Annotated in this window: 17 protein-coding genes; 10 read left to right on the top strand and 7 right to left on the bottom strand. The window is 69.7% G+C overall.

The window, feature by feature from the left end; all coding sequences use genetic code 11:
* The first annotated feature begins 40 nt into the window (after positions 1 to 40).
* Both E9536_RS17270 and E9536_RS17265 read left to right on the top strand, forming a co-directional pair.
* Positions 41 to 727, top strand: coding sequence for a c-type cytochrome (locus E9536_RS17270; RefSeq protein WP_136470259.1), 687 nt, complete (start codon positions 41 to 43; stop codon positions 725 to 727).
* Complete coding sequence (locus tag E9536_RS17265) at positions 724 to 1,662, top strand: c-type cytochrome (protein WP_059697080.1); 939 nt, start codon at positions 724 to 726, stop codon at positions 1,660 to 1,662. The genes E9536_RS17270 and E9536_RS17265 overlap by 4 nt, the downstream gene beginning before the upstream one ends.
* Positions 1,663 to 1,723: 61 nt before the next feature.
* Here the strand turns inward: E9536_RS17265 and E9536_RS17260 are convergent, their stop codons facing one another.
* From E9536_RS17260 to E9536_RS17245, 4 genes are all read right to left on the bottom strand, one after another.
* Positions 1,724 to 3,646: an SMP-30/gluconolactonase/LRE family protein gene (locus tag E9536_RS17260; protein ID WP_136470258.1), complete on the bottom strand. Its 1,923-nt coding sequence runs from the start codon at positions 3,644 to 3,646 to the stop codon at positions 1,724 to 1,726.
* A gap of 239 nt (positions 3,647 to 3,885) precedes the next feature.
* Entirely contained in the window at positions 3,886 to 4,080 is a 195-nt protein-coding gene (locus E9536_RS17255) for a hypothetical protein (protein WP_136470257.1), read from the bottom strand.
* Positions 4,081 to 4,102: 22 nt separating this feature from the next.
* Positions 4,103 to 4,534: a GFA family protein gene (locus E9536_RS17250; protein ID WP_136470256.1), complete on the bottom strand. Its 432-nt coding sequence runs from the start codon at positions 4,532 to 4,534 to the stop codon at positions 4,103 to 4,105.
* A 100-nt stretch (positions 4,535 to 4,634) separates the two neighbouring features.
* Positions 4,635 to 5,828 carry a porin gene (locus tag E9536_RS17245; protein ID WP_060205891.1) on the bottom strand — a complete coding sequence of 398 codons (1,194 nt, stop codon included), beginning with the start codon at positions 5,826 to 5,828 and terminating at the stop codon, positions 4,635 to 4,637.
* 305 nt (positions 5,829 to 6,133) lie between these two features.
* Here E9536_RS17245 and E9536_RS17235 point away from each other — a divergent pair, with 305 nt between their 5' ends.
* The 5 genes from E9536_RS17235 (at position 6,134) to E9536_RS17215 (ending at position 9,089) form a co-directional block, all read left to right on the top strand.
* Complete coding sequence (locus tag E9536_RS17235; protein WP_060359866.1) at positions 6,134 to 6,766, top strand: LysE family translocator; 633 nt, start codon at positions 6,134 to 6,136, stop codon at positions 6,764 to 6,766.
* A 12-nt stretch (positions 6,767 to 6,778) separates the two neighbouring features.
* Positions 6,779 to 7,315, top strand: a complete 537-nt coding sequence (locus E9536_RS17230; RefSeq protein ID WP_136470255.1) for a GNAT family protein — start codon at positions 6,779 to 6,781, stop codon at positions 7,313 to 7,315.
* 148 nt (positions 7,316 to 7,463) lie between these two features.
* Positions 7,464 to 8,198 carry a metallophosphoesterase family protein gene (locus E9536_RS17225; protein ID WP_136470254.1) on the top strand — a complete coding sequence of 245 codons (735 nt, stop codon included), beginning with the start codon at positions 7,464 to 7,466 and terminating at the stop codon, positions 8,196 to 8,198.
* Positions 8,199 to 8,251: 53 nt separating this feature from the next.
* Positions 8,252 to 8,863, top strand: coding sequence for an alpha/beta fold hydrolase (locus tag E9536_RS17220; protein ID WP_059697075.1), 612 nt, complete (start codon positions 8,252 to 8,254; stop codon positions 8,861 to 8,863).
* Positions 8,814 to 9,089, top strand: coding sequence for a hypothetical protein (locus tag E9536_RS17215; protein ID WP_211097471.1), 276 nt, complete (start codon positions 8,814 to 8,816; stop codon positions 9,087 to 9,089). The genes E9536_RS17220 and E9536_RS17215 overlap by 50 nt, the downstream gene beginning before the upstream one ends.
* Here E9536_RS17215 and E9536_RS17210 read toward each other — a convergent pair.
* Together E9536_RS17210 and E9536_RS17205 are read right to left on the bottom strand one after the other, a co-directional pair.
* Entirely contained in the window at positions 9,067 to 10,395 is a 1,329-nt protein-coding gene (locus E9536_RS17210; RefSeq protein ID WP_136470253.1) for an ATP-binding protein, read from the bottom strand. The two genes, E9536_RS17215 and E9536_RS17210, sit on opposite strands and share 23 nt — an antisense overlap.
* The gene (locus tag E9536_RS17205) at positions 10,392 to 11,132 is read right to left on the bottom strand and encodes a response regulator (protein ID WP_124919932.1); all 741 of its coding nucleotides are present in this window, start codon (positions 11,130 to 11,132) and stop codon (positions 10,392 to 10,394) included. Before E9536_RS17205 ends, E9536_RS17210 begins: the two co-directional genes overlap by 4 nt.
* A gap of 234 nt (positions 11,133 to 11,366) precedes the next feature.
* Between E9536_RS17205 and E9536_RS17195 the strand changes: the two genes are divergently transcribed.
* Positions 11,367 to 11,948 (top strand): thioredoxin family protein, encoded by a 582-nt coding sequence (locus E9536_RS17195; protein WP_027790553.1) that lies wholly within the window; start codon positions 11,367 to 11,369, stop codon positions 11,946 to 11,948.
* An 81-nt stretch (positions 11,949 to 12,029) separates the two neighbouring features.
* On the opposite strand, the gene E9536_RS17190 is transcribed toward E9536_RS17195, so the two are convergent.
* On the bottom strand, positions 12,030 to 12,668 hold the full coding sequence (locus tag E9536_RS17190) for an FMN-binding negative transcriptional regulator (protein WP_136470252.1): 639 nt from the start codon (positions 12,666 to 12,668) through the stop codon (positions 12,030 to 12,032).
* A gap of 123 nt (positions 12,669 to 12,791) precedes the next feature.
* Here E9536_RS17190 and E9536_RS17185 point away from each other — a divergent pair, with 123 nt between their 5' ends.
* Both E9536_RS17185 and E9536_RS17180 read left to right on the top strand, forming a co-directional pair.
* On the top strand, positions 12,792 to 14,327 hold the full coding sequence (locus E9536_RS17185) for a PLP-dependent aminotransferase family protein (protein ID WP_136470251.1): 1,536 nt from the start codon (positions 12,792 to 12,794) through the stop codon (positions 14,325 to 14,327).
* Positions 14,328 to 14,424: 97 nt separating this feature from the next.
* A complete protein-coding gene (locus tag E9536_RS17180) occupies positions 14,425 to 16,656 on the top strand; it encodes a transglycosylase domain-containing protein (RefSeq protein ID WP_136470250.1) in 2,232 nt (743 codons plus the stop codon).
* Positions 16,657 to 16,692: the final 36 nt, after the last annotated feature.

Genomic DNA, 16,692 nt, shown 5'->3' with positions numbered 1-16,692 from the left:
CCCGGCGGCGCGCTCGCGGCCTACAACAAGGAGGGGACACGTGAACGATACGGTGCACACACCGCGACGCCGGTTCGCGCCGCTGCTGCTCGCCGCGGCGACGCTGCTGGCCAGCCACGCGCGCGCGGACGACGCGACGCTCGGCAAGACGCTCGCGACACAGGGTTCGACGACGGGCGTCGCCGCCTGCATCGGCTGCCACGGCGGCCAGGGCGAAGGCAACGCGGCGGCCGGCTTCCCGCGCCTCGCGGGCACGAGCGCCGCGTATCTGTCCGCGCAGCTTGCCGCGTTCGCGGACGGCAGCCGCCAGAATCCCGTCATGCAGCCGCTCTCGAAACTGCTGACGCCGCACGAGCGCGATGCGGTATCCGCGTACTTCGCGAGCCTGCCCGCGCCGGCCGGCATCGTCGCCGCCGACGACACGTCGATCGATCCGGCGAACACCGGCGCGTGGCTCGCGACGCGCGGACGCTGGTCGCAAGGCCTGCCCGCATGCGCCCAGTGTCACGGCCCCGGCGGCCTCGGCGTGGGCAGCGCGTTTCCGCCGCTCGCGGGCCAGCCCGCCGCCTATATCGCCGGCCAGTTGAACGGCTGGAAACACGGCACGCGCCCGCCCGGGCCGATGGCGCTGATGCCGGCGATCGCCGGCAAGCTGTCCGACGCCGACATCGACGCAGTGGCCGCCTACTACGCACGCGGCGGCGCCGCGCAGGGAGACAAGCGATGATCGACCGCACGACGCTGATCCGCCGCACCCGCGCGGCACTGCTCGGCGCGGCCTGGTTGCCCGCGCTCGCGTTCGCGGCCGCACCGCAGGATGCACCACCGGCCAACGCTTCCGCATCCGCGCCTTCCGCCGTTGCGGCGGCAGCCAGGCCGTTCGCGCCGCCCGCCGAATCCGCGATCCCCGCCGACGAGTTCGGCAAGACCGTGAAGCTCGGCGAGCAGATCTTCCTGCACACGCCCGAGTTCGCGGGCAAGTACGTCGGCAACAAGCTGACCTGCGCGAGCTGCCACCTCGACGCGGGCCGGCGGCCCGATTCGAGCCCGATGTGGGCCGCGTACCTGCTGTATCCGGCGTACCGCAGCAAGAACGGCCACGTGAACACGTTCGCCGAGCGCCTGCAGGGATGCTTCCGCTACAGCATGAACGGCAAGGCGCCGCCGGCCGGCGACCCGATTCTCGTCGCGCTCGAAACCTATTCGTACTGGCTCGCGAAGGGCGCGCCGGTCGGCACGAAGCTGCCGGGGCAGGGTTTCCTGAAACTGCCGCCGCCCGCGCAGAAAGCCGACTATGCGCGCGGCGCCGCCGTCTACACGCAGCACTGCGCGCTGTGCCACGGTGCGGACGGCCAGGGGCAGTCGAGCGGCGGCAAGGCGGTCTTCCCGGCGCTGTGGGGCGCGCGTTCGTTCAACTGGGGCGCGGGGATGGGCGACATCCGCAATGCGGCCGGCTTCATCAAGGCCAACATGCCGCTCGGGCTCGGCGGCACGCTGACCGATCAGGAAGCGTGGGACGTCGCGACCTTCATGGACAGCCACGAACGTCCGCAGGACCCGCGCTTCACGGGCTCGGTGCACGACACGCGCGCGAAATTCCACGATTCGCCCGATTCGATGTACGGGCTCAGCGTGAACGGCCGCGTGCTCGGCGCGCCGTGACGCGGGCGCCGAGCCGGCCGAGCCGGCCGAGCAGACCGCGCGGCCTGCTCGGCCCGCGCGTTCACGGACGCCAGCGATACACGATCATGCTGGTGCCGTTGTAGTTGTCCTTCGTGATCACGTATTCGCCGGTCGAGCGCAGGTACGCGCGGATCCCGTACATCGAGTCGACGTCGTTGCCGACATCCATCGCCGACGTGTTCGAGTTGGTCAGCGTCGTGACGAGGGCGCCCGTGTTGAGATCGAACACGTCGACGTTCGGCACGGTGTGCACGTAGCCGACGAACAGGTAGTGGCCGGCCGCCGCGATCGATTTCGGGTTCGCGCTCGTCAGGTTGATCACCGGGTTCGGCGCGCTCGTGTTGCCGTTCTTCCAGCCGTGATAGACCTCGATATGCCCGTTCATCGCGGTCCAGTCCCAGTTGCCGGCGAGGCCCTGCGCGAGGATCATCGTGTCGCTGTCCGCCTGGTAGATGATGCGCGTGACCGGCGCCACGGTGCCCGGCACGGCCGTCGTCGTCGGCTTGCCCCACGACGGCTTGCCGGTCGCGTCGAAGCCCGTCATCGGGTAGCGGGTAATCACGTTGGAGCCGTTCAACCCGGCCCACACGTCGCCGTTGCCGTCGATGTCGAAACCGGCCGTGACCTGCAGCGTCGTGTTAAACGGCTTGCCCGGCAGCGAGCCGGCCGGATTCGCGATGTAGCCGGTCGTCGGCGTGAAGTAGTAGAAGTTGAAGTTGCCGGGGTTCTGGCCCGACGCGACGAGGATCCGGTTGCCGCCGACCGTCACGAGCTGGCCGAAGTGCTGGCCGCGCTGGTAGTCGTTCATGTCGAGGCGCGGGTCCTTCGGGTAGCTGAACGGATCGACCGTGTTCGCGACGAACGTGCCGCCCGCCGAGCCCGTGTACACGTTGTTGCCGCTATAGAAGAACGCGCCGTCGGTCGCCGGGTCGGGCGCGGCGATCGCCTCGAAGTTCAGCGCCTGCAGCTTCCATTGCAGCGCGCCCGTCGGGCCGTATGAATGCAGGTCGGTGCTGCCGTTGCGCCCGAGATCCCAGCCCCCGCCCCACGCATTGTTGAGCACGTACAGGTTGCCGCCGGCATCCTTGCCGATGCCGACCACGCGCGTGAAGCGCTTGTCGCCGACCTGCCCCTTGATGCCCGATGTCGTGTCGAGATAACCGCCCTGCACGCCGAACGTGCCGACCTGCTGCGGCGACCCGGCGAGGCTGTAGAGCTTGATGTTCATGTCCGGGCCCTGGTCGCCCACCAGCAACTGCCCCGTCGACGCGTCGAAATACAGCGCCGACGGCCGTGCGCCGGCCGCCATCTGGATCGTGTTCATCAGCGTGCCGGTCGCGCTGTACTGCACGACCACGCCCGCGCTCATGCGCGCCACCCACAGGTTGCCCGCCGCATCGAGCGCCAGCGCACCGGGCCCGGTCACGCCGATGTCGCGCTGCCAGACACCGTCGGTCGTATAGACGCGCACGCGGTTGCCGTAGAAATCGCTCGCATACAGCAGGTTGCCGGCGGTCGCGAGGCCGGTGATCACGTCCGGATTCGGCAGGCCCGTCCACGTGCTGACCGGGATGCGCAGGTCGCGCTGGTTCGTGCCGCGGTTGTAGCGGCCCACCGAGCCGCTGCCGAAGTTGCGGTTGTAGCCGAGCGCGACGAAGATCGACGTCGCGTTGCCGGTGATCGCGCCACCCTGGAATTCGTCGTGGATGCCGATCGTGCCCATCGGCTGGCCGTTCTGGTAGAGCGCGACACCGCCCGCGTTCTCGTCCCAGCGCGACGCCGTGTAGATCACGCCCTCGGGGGCGACCCACATCGAGCGCGCGGCGTTGCCCACGTGCTGGGCCAGCGTGCCGTACGTGTTCGCGAGCCAGTCGGTCGAGTACGACACCTGCGCGTGACTCGCCGGCGCCAGCATCGCCATGCACATTCCCAGCAATGCCGCCCGAATTTGTTTCATTGACATGAATAATGCTCCCGAACGTTCAATTGTCGACACTGTAAATCGCGGCGCATGAAATATTGGTGATTCCGGCTAAAGCGCATTCGCCTTCATCCCGAATTATTCACGCCATTCTTTTTGCCGTCCGGCGCTTTTCCGTCAACGATGGTCAAACCCGCCCATCACGCCGCAACGGCTTGCGGGCCGCACGGTTTCGGCGCTTTTCCCCGGCATTTTCTTCCGGATTGTTCAATGCAAATACGTCATTTTTTCTGAATTACCCGCATTGCCTTTTTCATTCCCCCGGAAATGGGTTCGATGATTACAAATCGAAATTGAAATGAAAGGGAAAAAATATTGTCCGGCTCGATCGCGTCGGTGCGATTCAGCGCGGCGGCATGCGGCGGGAGGAAGGAAGGAGAAAGCGGATACGGCGGAAAGAACCGCGCGCCGGCCATGCCGGCACGCAGCCGCGATCGTTCAGTTCGCGTCGTCGAGGGTCGGGCCGTCCCAGCCGTCGAGGAATTTCGGCAGCGCGTCCACGACGTCGATCACGCGGTGCCGGTAGAACAGGTGCATCGTCGGCTGCAGGTCGCCGGGCAGTTGCCCGCCGTGCGCACGCGCGGCCAGGCTGTTCGGTACGACGCGCATGCCGAACCGGTTGGTGCCGCACACGATCTCGCCGCAGGACGCGCAATACGTGCGCGACATCGACTTCGCCGGATGCGGGAACGTCGCATGGTCGCCCTCGACGGCCACCTGCTCCGGCGGCCACGCGGTCGCGGACAGCACCGGTGTGCCGTAGAAATCGCGGCAGGTCTCGCAATGGCAGTTCGCGCGCGCCGCCGGCTCGCCGCGCAACGTCACGGTGACGGTTCCGCACAGGCAACTCGCGGAATGCGTTCGGATCATGTCGTCTCCTCGAAAAACGGGGGCGACAGTATAGGGGCATGCCTGCAACGTCGCCCGCATCGGCTGCGGGCAACGTTGCGGGCGCAACGATCGCGGCGCGTCAGAACTTCTGGCGCAGGCCGAGGCTGACGATGGCCTGCGACCGCGAATCGGACGAGTGGCCGTTCGCCTTGTCGGACACCGACGCGGTCGCGGCCACCGGCCGGCCGAGCGCGTCGAGCGTCATGCCCGATGCGTGCTGGTACGCGCCGAGCAGGTACACGCTGGTGCGCTTCGACAGGTCGTAGGTGGCGCCAAGCGTGACGTTGTGATACTGCGCGCGGTCGTCCACGCCGTCGACATCGCTGCCGCGCGTGTAGCTGTAGCCCGCGAACAGTTGCGTCTGCGGGCGCACGTTCCAGCGCGTGAACACGCCCGCGACGTTGAACGTCGCGTGGCCCGTGAACCGCGACTGGTCGCCGCTGCGGTACTGCACGTTGCTGTAGTTCACCCCGACGACGGCCGGGCCGAAATCGTAGGTCGCGCCGGTCGCGATGATCTGCTGCGACTGCGCGCTCGCATAGCCTTCGTTGATCGACGAGTTGAACAGCCCGTCGTCGGTGCTCTGCCACTTGCCGGCCGTCGGGTCGGTCGCGCCCGTCTTGCTGTTGTCCGATCGCTCGTAGCCGACGCCGACGCGCAGCGGGCCCGCCGCGTACGCCGCGCCGACGCTCCACGTGTTGCGCTGCTTCATGCTGCCCGGCTGGCTGCCGAAACCGTACAGCGCGCCGAACGTGAAGCCCGAGTAGTTGGCGGTCGTGTACTTGATCGAGCTGTTGACGCGCGCCGTCTGGTCGAGGTCGTCGATATCGCCCGGGTGCGCGCCGAAGCCGCCGATGAACGACGACGGGCCGACCGGGCTCACGAAGTCGTCGAGCGACGTGTACTGGCGGCCGAGCGTGACCGTGCCGTAGCGGTCGCTGCCGAGGCCGACGAACGCCTGGCGGCCGAACTGGCGGCCGCCCTGGCCCGACGTGCCGTTCGTGATGTCGAAGCCGTTCTCGAGGACGAACAGCGCGCGCATCCCGCCGCCCAGATCCTCGGAACCCTTGATGCCCCAGCGGCTGCCGGACAGGTTGCCGGTCGTGAGCCCGACGTTCGAATGGCCGGTGTACGCGCCCGCGGAGCCGACCCGTTCGTTGCTGCGATAGGTCACGCCCGCGTCGACGATGCCGTACAGCGTGACGGAGCTTTGCGCGGCGGCGACGCCCGCGAGCGAGAGCAGCAGCGGGGCTGCGATCAGTTGCTTGTTCATGATTGTCGTGTCTCCGGGCGGTGAACCCGTTGTTCTGGCTGTCAGTTGCGAGTAGCGCGCGGGCGGCGAGATCCGCCGGCGGTGCGAGGCCGGCATCGTCCGCGCGCGACGACGCGGCGGGCATGCCCGCTGCGGCCGCCATGGTAGATGGAACCGGTTTCAATCTGAAGCGGAATAATGAAAAATGTTTATTGCCAAAATCGAGATAGTCGACCGGGCGGCCGTGTGCGCGGCGCGCCGTCCCTGTACAGCCCGGGCGGGCGCAGCCGATAATCGAGCGCGCCCCTTCCCTCGGGAGTTCCGTCATGCATGAAACGACCCTGCTGGTCTTCGCCGCCGTCGCCTTCGTCGGCATCGCGACACCCGGCCCGACCGTGCTGCTCGCGCTGACCAACGGCTCGCGCTACGGCGTGCGACGCGCGGCCTACGGCTTCGCGGGCGCGATGCTGTCCGATTTCGTGCTGATCGTCGCGGTCGCGCTCGGCCTCGGCGCGCTGCTGATGGCGTCGGCGTTCTGGTTCTCGGTCGTGAAGTGGCTCGGCGCCGCTTACCTCGCGTACGTCGGCATCCGGCTGCTGATGTCGAAGGGTTCGCTCGACGTCGCCGCCGCGCACGGTGAAGCGGTATCCGGGCACAACGCGTCGATCTTCGCGAAGAGTTTCCTCACGGCGGTGACGAACCCGAAGGGCTACCTGTTCTTCTCCGCGTTCCTGCCGCAGTTCCTCGATCCGTCCGCGCCGCTCGCGCCGCAATACGTCGCGCTCGCGGTCACCTTCGCGCTGCTCGACGGCGCGGTGATGTTCGGCTACGCGCTGCTCGGCGCACGCGCGGTGCGGCTGCTGAAGCGCGCGGGCGCGCTGTGGCTCGAACGCACGTGCGGCGCGATGCTGCTCGCGCTCGCCGGGTCGCTGGCGCTGTACCGGCGTCATGCGGCGTAGGAGCGGACGCCGATGAAAATCGCCGCACCGCCCCGCTCCGGCTTTCCAGGCCTGTCGCTCCGCCAGCTCGAACGCGCCGACCTCGACGCGTGGTACGCGTACCTGTCGATCCCCGACGTCTTCCGCCACACGAGCTGGAACCTGCGCTCGCCCGACGATCTGCTGCCGCTGTTCGACGCCATCGAATCGACCGACCCCGATTCGATCCGGCGTCTCGCCGTGATCGACGACGCATCGGGCGCGCTCGCCGGGACGATCGGCCTGCATACCGTCTCCACCGCGAACCGCTCGGCCGAGATCGCATACGATCTCGCACCGTCGCACTGGGGGCGCGGGGTCGCGAGCGCGCTGTGCGCGGCCGTCACCGCGTGGGCCTTCGCGGACGGCGGCTTCATGCGCATGCAGGGCGTGGTGCTGACCGGCAACGCGGGCTCCGCGCGCGTGCTGCAGAAGTGCGGCTACCGCTACGAAGGGCTGTTGCGCGCGTACAGGATGGTGCGCGGCACACCGGGCGATTTCGCGATGTACGCGCGCCTCGCAACCGACTGACGCGCCACCCGCGGCTTCACGCCCAACCGCTCGCGGCCTGCGGCACCGCACGCGCACGTACACGCGCACGCGCACGCGCACGCGCACGCCATTGGACGGCCTGCGCCGAATTGGCGACAATCGCCGTTCCCTTCCCCGACGATCCGCCATGAAAATCGCCGCGCTGTCCGACATCCACGGCAACCTCGCCGCGCTCGACGCGGTGCTCGACGACGTCCGCCGCCGCGGCGCCGACGTGATCGTCAATCTCGGCGACATCCTGTCGGGGGCGCTCCATCCGCCCGAAACGGCCGACCGCCTGATCGCGCTCGACCTGCCGACCATCAGGGGCAATCACGAACGGCAACTGCTCGGCGGCGATCGCGAGTCGATGCGGCTGTCGGATCGCTGGGCGCACGACACGCTGCGCGCCGACCATCTCGAATGGATCGCCGCGCTGCCCGAGCGCGCGACGCTCGACGGCGACGTGTTGATGGTGCACGGCACGCCCGGCAGCGACCTCGCCTATTTCCTCGAAACCGTCACGCCCGACGGCTGCCGCGCGGCGACGCCCGCGGAAATCGCGAAACGCGCGGGCGACGAACCGGCGTCGCTGATCCTGTGCGGCCACACGCACGTCCCGCGTACGGCCAGACTCGACGACGGCCGGCTGGTCGTCAACCCGGGCAGCGTCGGGCTGCAGGCGTACGCGGACGACCTGCCGCACCCGCACCGCATCGAGACGGGTTCGCCGCATGCGCGCTACGCGATGGTGTCGCGCACGGCGGCCGGCTGGAACGTCGAATTTCATGCGGTCGAATACGACTGGCACACGGCGGCCGCCACCGCGGCATCGCGCGGGCGCGACGACTGGACCGTCGCGCTGCGCACCGGCCGGTGCTGACACGCGCCGCCCGCCGCACGCTGTTACTTCATTCACAGGAAAACCGCGCCACCATGCCCGTTCCGTCGCAACTGCTCTTCCTGCCCGGTGCATCGGGCAGCACCGCCTTCTGGCAACCGCTCGCCGGCAGCCTGACGCATCCGGCCGAGCGCCGGATCGTCGGCTATCCGGGTTTCGGCGACACGCCGCGCGATCCGGCCGTCGACGATTTCGACAGCCTCGTGCGTCATGTCCTGGAAACGATCGACCGGCCGACCGCCGTGATCGCGCAATCGATGGGTGGCGTGATCGCGATGCGCGCGGCGCTCGACAAGCCCGGCCTGGTCACGCACCTCGTACTGACGGTCACGTCCGGCGGGCTCGACATGGCAGGGCTCGGCGCGCAGGACTGGCGGGCCGGGTTCGCGCAAGCCAACCCGCAGCTTCCCGACTGGTTCCTGACGTTCCGTGCCGACCTGTCGCGGGAAATCGGCCGCATCGCGCAGCCGACGCTGCTGCTGTGGGGCGACGACGATCCGCTCAGCCCCGTCGCGGCCGGCCGGCGCCTGCTCGAACGGCTGCCCGACGCGCAGCTGCACGTCGTGCCGGGCGGGCGGCACGATCTCGCGGCCGTGCATGCGGCGACGCTCGCGCCGCTCGTCGACGCGCATCTGCGGCGCGTGTAACGTCGCGCGCGTCGGCTTCGGCTTCGGCTTCGGCTTCGGCTTCGGCTTCGGCTTCGGCTTCGGCTTCGGCTTCGGCTTCGGCTTCGGCTTCGGCTTCGGCTTCGGCTTCGGCTTCGGCTTCGGCTTCGGCTTCGGCTTCGGCGTCAGTTTCCGCTACGGCTTCGGCACGAACCTGAAACCACACGGCCACGCGCCGCCCCCCCTCACCCCGCATTGCGCAGCGTGAGCCGCGCCTCCAGCCCGCCGCCGTCCGCGCGGTTGTTCAGCGTGAGCGTGCCGCCCATCGCAAGCGCGAGTTGCCGCGCGATCGCGAGGCCGAGCCCCGTGCCGCCCGTCTCCCGGTTGCGCGACGTCTCCACGCGCCGGAACGGCTCGAACACCGCGTCGAGCTGATCGTGCGGAATGCCGGGCCCGCGGTCGAGCACGGCGATCACCGCGCCGCCGTCCGGCGCGGCGTGCACGTCGATCTCGGCCGCGCCCGCGAACTTCAGCGCGTTGTCGACGAGGTTGCCGACGATGCGGCGCAGCGCCTTCGGCCGCGTGACGAGCGCGAGCGGCGCGCGGCTGTGCAGCGCGACGTCCTGCCCCGCATCCGTGTAATCGCACACGATGCTGTCGAGCAGCGCATCGAGATCGATGCGGCGCGCGGCCTCCTCGGTGCCGTGCAGCGTCCGCGCATACGCCACGCCCTCCTTCACCAGATGCTCCATCTCGAGCAGGTCCTGGCGCAGCTTCGCGCCCTGCGTGTCGTCGTCCATCACGTCGACGCGCAAGCGCATTCGCGTGATCGGCGTCTGCAGGTCGTGCGAGATCGACGCGAGGATCTGCATGCGCTCGGCCATGTACTGCGCGATGCGGTCCTGCATCGCGTTGAACGCCCGGGCGGCGCGCGCGACTTCCGACGGCCCGCCCTCGTTCAGCCGCTCGCCCTTCAGGTCGGGGCCGAGCGCATCGGCGGCCTGCGCGAGCTGCTTGAGCGGCCGCGTCGCGAGCCGCACCGCGAGCCAGCAGCACGCGGCCAGCACCGCGAGCTGCAGCAAGAGCACGACCGGCAGCCAGCCCGACAGCGGCACCGTCGACATCGGATGGATGTCGATCGTGAGCGGCGACCCGTCGGTCAGGCGCAGATGCACCTGCAGATGTTCGCGGTCGCCGGGGATCGCGTTCGCGGTCAGCGGGTAGTCGCCGCCGATGCCGTCGGAAATCGACCGCTCGACGCGCGCCGACAGCCGCGCTTCCGGCGGCGTGCCGGTCTCGCCGGGCCCGAGGATGAACGCATAGCTGCGCCGCGCAAGGCGCGGCAGCCAGGCGGCCCGCTCGGCCGGTGGCAGGTGGTCGAGCAGCGCGACGGAGCTTGCGACCTCGCGCTCGATGTAGCCCATCATCAGGTTGGTGGTCGCCTGGTCGCGCTCGGTCACCGTGAGCCAGAACGATAGCGTCTGCGCGAGCGCGAGGCCCACGCACAGGATCAACGCGAGCCGCGCGAACAGCGAGCGCGGCCAGTGCCACGACGTCAACGTGCGCGCGCTCATGGCGCACCGTCGACGGCGGTCACGGCCGACGAGAACACGTAGCCCTCGTTGCGCAGCGTCTTGATGTAGCGCGGCTCGCGCGCGCCGTCGCGCAGGCGCTGGCGCAGCCGGCTCACGAGCAGGTCGATCGACCGGTCGAACGGGTCGGACTGCCGCCCCTGCGTGAGATTGAGCAACTGGTCGCGCGTCAGCACGCGCTGCGGGTTGTCGAGGAACACGCGCAGCAGCCGGTATTCGGCGCCGCTCAGCGCGACCAGCGTGCCGTCGGTATCGAGCAGGTGGCGTCCGGTCGTGTCGAGACGCCATTCGCCGAACGCGAGCATCGCGGCCGTTTCCGTCACCTGCATGCCGGGCGGCAGCATGCGTGCGCGCCGCAGCACCGAGCGGATCCGCGCGAGCAGTTCGCGCACCGCGAACGGCTTGGCGAGGTAGTCGTCGGCGCCCATCTCGAGGCCGATGATGCGGTCGGTTTCCTCGCCGCGCGCGGTCAGCATCAGCACGGGCACCGTGCGGAACTTGCCCGCGCGCAGGTCGCGGCACAGCGTGAGGCCGTCCTCGCCCGGCATCATCAGGTCGAGCACGATCAGGTCGGGTGCGCCGTCGTCCAGCACGTTGCGCATCTCGCGGCCGTTCGCGGCCAGCGATACGCGCATGCCGTTCTTCTCCAGATAATCCGCGATCAGTTCGCGGATCGCGCGATCGTCGTCGACGATCAGCACGTGGTCGATCTTGTCCATGGGTCGTTTCGGTATCGAGGTATCGATGAGTCGAGGCAGGCGATGTCCGCTTTTATACCGCACGGCGGGCGCGCGTTTGTATCCCAATGTATCGCGCCGCCGTGAGGACACACAACATTGCACACGCGCGGCTTGCCGGACACATCGCAGATACGTCGGCGCCGCCTAATGGGGCCTGTCGAAACCCGTCCGGCCGCCGCCTCCGAGCGGCGGCCTCCCGCTCAGGAGAACGCCATGCTGCCCCGACTCAAGACCGCCGCCCTCGTCATCGCCCTCGCCGCCACGGCCGGGCTCGCCGCGTTCGCCGGCACCCGCGACGATGCGAGCATGCCGGCCTCGCAGGCCGGGACGGCGGCACCCGATTTCACGGGCATCGACCGCTGGCACAACAGCGCGCCGCTGACGCTCGGCCAGTTGCGCGGCAAGGTCGTGCTCGTCGATTTCTGGACGTACTCGTGCATCAACTGCATTCATACGATTCCGTACGTGAAGGAATGGGATCGCAAGTATCGCGACCAGGGGCTCGTGGTGGTCGGCGTGCATACGCCCGAGTATCCGTTCGAGCGCGACGCGGGCAACGTCGCCGATGCGATCAGGCGCTTCGGCATCCGGTACCCGGTCGCGCAGGACAACCGCTACGACACGTGGCGCGCGTACGGCAACCAGTACTGGCCCGCGCTGTACCTGATCGACGCGAGCGGAAAGGTCGTCTATACGCGCTATGGCGAAGGCGCGTACGACAAGACCGAGGCCGCGATTCGCGATGCGCTCGCGCAGGCGGGAGAAGGCACGAAGGGCGCGACGCGCACGCAATGACGGAGCCGGTGCGCGGGCGTGGCACGCGCCCGCGCGCGCCGCCGGGGTCACGGCGTGCACGCCGCTTGCGCGTCGCGCGCATCACGCGCGTTTCGCGTCGGCCGCCGCGAGCATCGCCTCCCCGATCGCGAGGCTGCCCTCCGCGACCAGCGCTTCGCCCGCGCCGCGGATATCGGCTTCGTCCTTGTTCTGCCCGAGCTTGCGCTTGCCGACGAGCCGCGTGATCTCGATCTGCAGCCCGACGATCGACGCCAGCATCCTGTCGATGTAGTCCTTCGGCGCGTCGCCCATCTTCCACGGCACCGGCTGCGGCGCCTCGTGCGTGCGCGTCAGCCGCGCGACCACGCCGCGCACGAACTTCTCGTCGTCGCGCACCGTGATGCGGCCGTGCGCGTGCACGACCACGTAGTTCCAGGTCGGCACCTGCCGGTGCGCCACGTGCTTGCTCGGATACCAGGTCGGCGAGATGTAGGCGTCGCCCGCGCGGAAGATCGCGAGCACCTCGTCGCCGTTCGCGACGTCCTGCCAGACCGGATTCGCGCGCGAGACGTGCGCGTGCAGCTCGCCGAGACCGCCGTCGCCGGGCAGCAGCTCGAACGGAATGTGGTTCGCGTCGAGTCCGTTCCTGCCGTGCGTGATCAGGCTGCCGAACGGATGCTGCACGATCAGTTCGCGCATCGCGTCGGGGTCGGGCTCGTTGAATTCGGCGGGGACGTACATGTCGGCTCCACGGTCATGCGGGGTTGGAAACGGCGCGGGCGCGAGCCCGTCACCCGCCGATTGTGACTTCAAACTGGTTTATGCTGTAGAGCCGGTTTGGAACAATTTCAGCAGACCAGAATCATGGCAAGAACGACCCGGATCGTCGAAATCCCGTCGCTCGGCGCGCTCGACCGCGCGGCCGGCGACCTGAGCCGCCAGCTCGCGCAGGCGCTGCGCGAAGCCGTGCGTCGCGGCGACGTCCGGCCGGGCGACGCGCTCCCGTCCACGCGGCTGCTCGCCACGTCGCTGCAGGTTGCCCGCGGCACCGTCGTCGATGCGTATGCGCAGCTCATCGCCGAAGGCTTTCTCGAATCGCGCGGCGGCGCGGGCACGCGGGTCGCGAACGCGCTCGCGGAACCGCCGCCCGGCCCCGAACCCGCGCCGCCCGCGCCACGACGGCGCGCGGCCCACGCCGGGCTGCCCGAGCCGGCCGCCGCCTTCGCGCGGATCGCCCGCGAATTCCGTCCGCTGCCGGCGATGCCGTTCGCGATCTCGGTGCCGATCGGCCTCACCGCGCCCGACGACATCTGGCGCCGGCTCGGCAACCGCCTGCGCGCGCGCGGCGCCGGCGCGCCGTCCGGCTATGCCGATCCGCAAGGCGCGCTGCCGCTGCGCGAAGCGATCGCCGACTACGTGCGCCGTTCGCGCTCGGTACGCTGCGAGGCCGGCCAGGTCGTGATCACGAGCGGCACGCAGCAGGGGCTGCACCTCGCGAGCCAGCTGCTGCTCGGCGCGGGCGACCGGGCCTGGGTCGAGAACCCGGCCTATCGCGGCATCACCGCGCTGCTCGAGAGCACCGGGCGACACGACGCGATGGTGCGCGTGCCGGTCGACGCCGACGGCCTCGACGTCGACGCCGGCATCCGCCTCGCGCCCGATGCGCGCGCGGCGTTCGTCACGCCGTCGCACCAGTATCCGCTCGGCATGCCGCTCAGCATGGCGCGGCGCAATGCGCTGCTCGCGTGGGCGCGTGCACGCCACGCGTGGGTGGTCGAGGACGACTACGACAGCGAGCTGCGCTACGAAGGCTATCCGTTCCCGTCGCTGCAGGGTCTCGACCCCGATCGCGTGATCTACCTCGGCACGTTCAGCAAGATCCTGTTTCCGTCGCTGCGGCTCGGCTACGTGATCGCCCCCGACGATCTCGTGCCCGCGTTCTGCGGCGCGCGCGCACTGATGGATCGCCATGTGCCGACCGCCGACCAGCACGTGCTGGCCGCGTTCATCGCGGAAGGCCATCTCGACCGTCACATCCGCCGCGTGCGCGGCGTGTATGCGGAGCAGCGCGCGCTGCTGATCGACACGCTCGGCGCGCGGCTGCCGCGCGAACGCGCGTGGGTGCAGCCGGGCGATCAGGGGATGCACGTCGTGCTGTGGCTCGCGGACGGCATCGACGATCTCGACGTGGTCGAACGCGCCGCGCAAGCCGGCGTCGCGGTGCGCGCGGTGTCGCCGATGTTCGCGCCGGGCACGGCCCGCCCGGGGCTCGTGCTGGGCTTCGGCGGGTTCGGCCGCGCGCAGATGGAAGCGGCCGCGCAGCGGCTCGCGGACGTCGTATCGTCAGCGGAATCGCGGCGGCAGGTGCCGCAAAAGGTTGTCGACGGGCAACAAACGTAATCGTCTGTAAATCCTGCAAGCAAACGGCCGTTTTAGCGGGCGTCGCCCGTGGGTCGTTTGCTAGGATCGCGCCTCCTCCATCCGCGCTCCTGCCGCCTTGAACCGCTTCGTGCCGCTTCTTCGAGACGCGTGGCTCCGTTGCCGCGCCCGCGTCGCACCGCTGGCCGCCGCCAGCCGCGCGCGCATCCGTGCGCTGTGCGCCGGCGCATGGCATCGCCTGCGCCATCCGACGCGCCGCGGCGTCGCGCTGACGCTCGCCGCGATCCCGCTGGTCGGCCTGCTGGTGCTGCTCGCGTTCGTGCCGTTCACGCCGAGCATCGGCGACATCCGCAAGGCCCGCATCGACCGCCCCGCGCGCGTGCTGTCGGCCGACGGCCAGGTCATCGCCGAATTCCGGCCCGTCAACCGCGAATGGGTGCCGCTCAAGCAGATCTCGCCGCACATGGTCGACGCGCTGATCGCGACCGAGGACCACCGCTTCTACGCGCATCACGGCATCGACTGGCGCCGCACGCTCGCGGCCGGGCTGCATACGTTCTCGGGCAGCCGCCAGGGCGGCTCGACGATCACGCAGCAACTCGCGCGCAACCTGTACCCGGACGAAGTCGGCCGCGCACCGACGCTCACGCGCAAGGTGAAGGAGCTGATCACCGCGTTCAAGATCGAGACGGTGTACAGCAAGGACGAGATTCTCGAGACCTACCTGAACACCGTGCCGTTCCTGTACAACGCGTACGGCGTCGAGATGGCCGCGCGTACCTACTTCGGCAAATCGGCCGACCAGCTCGACATCGTCGAAAGCGCGACGCTCGTCGGGATGCTGAAGGGCAACAGCTACTACAACCCGGTGCTGAATCCGGAACGCGCGGTCCAGCGCCGCAACATCGTGCTCGCGCGGATGGCCGCGATGGGCATGCTGTCGCCGCGGCAGCTCGCGCAATTGCAGCGCCGGCCGCTGCGCGTCGACTTCGAGCCGCAGACCGCTCAGCCGGGCCCGGCTCCGCACTTCGCGGTGCAGCTGCGCAAGTGGCTGATCGCCTGGGCCGACCGCAACAACTACGACCTCTACTCGGACGGCCTCGTCGTGCGCACGACGCTCGATGCGCAACTGCAGGACATGGCGACGCAAGCGCTGACGCAGCAAACCGATCGCCTGCAGGCAGTCGCCGACAGCGCATGGCGCGGCCCGTCCGGCTGCGGGCTGCGCAACGACCTGTTCCGCGGCTTCATCCGGCAGACGCCCGACTATCGCGACGCGCGCGCCGCTGGGCTCGCCGATGTTGCCGCGCTGAAGCAGCTCGGCGCGAATCGCGCGTTCATGCATGCGTTGTGCGAACGCAAGACGCAGGTGCAGGCCGGCTTCGTCGCGATCGACCCGCGCAACGGCGCGATTCGCGCATGGGTCGGCAGCCCCGACTTCGGCAGCGAGCCGTTCGATCACGTGGTGCAGGCACGGCGCCAGCCGGGTTCGACGTTCAAGCCGTTCGTCTATGGCGCCGCGTTCGCGGACGGCATGCGGCCGGGCGACACGTTCGTCGATCGCTCCGTCGCGATCCCGATCGGCACGCACGCGGTGTGGCGTCCGACCGATGCCGAGCCGCCGACCGACGCGCCGATGACGCTGCGCGACGCGCTCGCGCTGTCGCGCAACCGCATCACCGCGCAGGTGATGCAGCGCGAAGGCGCGGCCAGGGTCGCGCAGCTCGCGCGCGCGATGGGCGTGCGCGAAAGCCCGCTCGACGCGGTGCCGTCGCTCGCGCTCGGCACGAGCCCCGTCACGCTGAAGGAAATGGTGTCCGCCTACGGGACGATCGCGAATCGCGGCGTATACGTCGCGCCGCAGATGATCACGCGCATCGAGGATCGCGACGGCAAGGTGCTCGCCGCATTCAACAGCGCACCGCCCGAACGCGCGTTGCCGGTGGTCGCCGCGCAGACGCTGGTCGACGTGATGCGCGGCGTCGTCGATTACGGGACCGGCGAGGACATCCGTTCGCGCTACGGGATCCGCATCGACGTTGCGGGCAAGACCGGCACGACGCAGGACAACACGGACGGCTGGTTCATCCTGATGCATCCGCAACTGGTGGCCGGTGCGTGGGTCGGCTTCGACGACGGCAACGTGACGCTGCGCAGCGACTACTGGGGCGCGGGCGCGCACAGCGCGTTGCCGATCGTCGGGGCGTTCTACGATGCGGCACTGCGTACGCGCGCGATCGATCCGCGTGCGCAGTTCTCGCCCGACTTCCGGCCGCGCAGCGCACCGGCGCCGGCGCCGAAACGGCGTCCGCACCCCGGCCTGTTCGACTGGCTGAGGTTCTTCCGCTGATCGTCGTGCCGGCACGCGACGCCGGCATGGACGACA

It is taken from the genome of Burkholderia sp. LS-044 (genome assembly GCF_004803625.1).
Lineage (GTDB): Bacteria > Pseudomonadota > Gammaproteobacteria > Burkholderiales > Burkholderiaceae > Burkholderia > Burkholderia cepacia.
The sequence above is the reverse complement of the archived record's forward strand: the minus strand, read 5'-3'. Positions and strand labels throughout refer to the sequence as shown.

Bases quoted from the DNA above. Each gene is read 5' to 3' on its own strand.
- E9536_RS17265 (WP_059697080.1), top strand. From the start codon at position 724: ATGATCGACCGCACGACGCTGATCCGCCGCACCCGCGCGGCACTGCTC.
- E9536_RS17260 (WP_136470258.1), bottom strand. From the start codon at position 3,646: ATGTCAATGAAACAAATTCGGGCGGCATTGCTGGGAATGTGCATGGCG.
- E9536_RS17255 (WP_136470257.1), bottom strand. From the start codon at position 4,080: ATGGCCGGCGCGCGGTTCTTTCCGCCGTATCCGCTTTCTCCTTCCTTC.
- E9536_RS17250 (WP_136470256.1), bottom strand. From the start codon at position 4,534: ATGATCCGAACGCATTCCGCGAGTTGCCTGTGCGGAACCGTCACCGTG.
- E9536_RS17245 (WP_060205891.1), bottom strand. From the start codon at position 5,828: ATGAACAAGCAACTGATCGCAGCCCCGCTGCTGCTCTCGCTCGCGGGC.
- E9536_RS17235 (WP_060359866.1), top strand. From the start codon at position 6,134: ATGCATGAAACGACCCTGCTGGTCTTCGCCGCCGTCGCCTTCGTCGGC.
- E9536_RS17230 (WP_136470255.1), top strand. From the start codon at position 6,779: ATGAAAATCGCCGCACCGCCCCGCTCCGGCTTTCCAGGCCTGTCGCTC.
- E9536_RS17225 (WP_136470254.1), top strand. From the start codon at position 7,464: ATGAAAATCGCCGCGCTGTCCGACATCCACGGCAACCTCGCCGCGCTC.
- E9536_RS17220 (WP_059697075.1), top strand. From the start codon at position 8,252: ATGCCCGTTCCGTCGCAACTGCTCTTCCTGCCCGGTGCATCGGGCAGC.
- E9536_RS17215 (WP_211097471.1), top strand. From the start codon at position 8,814: ATGCGGCGACGCTCGCGCCGCTCGTCGACGCGCATCTGCGGCGCGTGT.
- E9536_RS17210 (WP_136470253.1), bottom strand. From the start codon at position 10,395: ATGAGCGCGCGCACGTTGACGTCGTGGCACTGGCCGCGCTCGCTGTTC.
- E9536_RS17205 (WP_124919932.1), bottom strand. From the start codon at position 11,132: ATGGACAAGATCGACCACGTGCTGATCGTCGACGACGATCGCGCGATC.
- E9536_RS17195 (WP_027790553.1), top strand. From the start codon at position 11,367: ATGCTGCCCCGACTCAAGACCGCCGCCCTCGTCATCGCCCTCGCCGCC.
- E9536_RS17190 (WP_136470252.1), bottom strand. From the start codon at position 12,668: ATGTACGTCCCCGCCGAATTCAACGAGCCCGACCCCGACGCGATGCGC.
- E9536_RS17185 (WP_136470251.1), top strand. From the start codon at position 12,792: ATGGCAAGAACGACCCGGATCGTCGAAATCCCGTCGCTCGGCGCGCTC.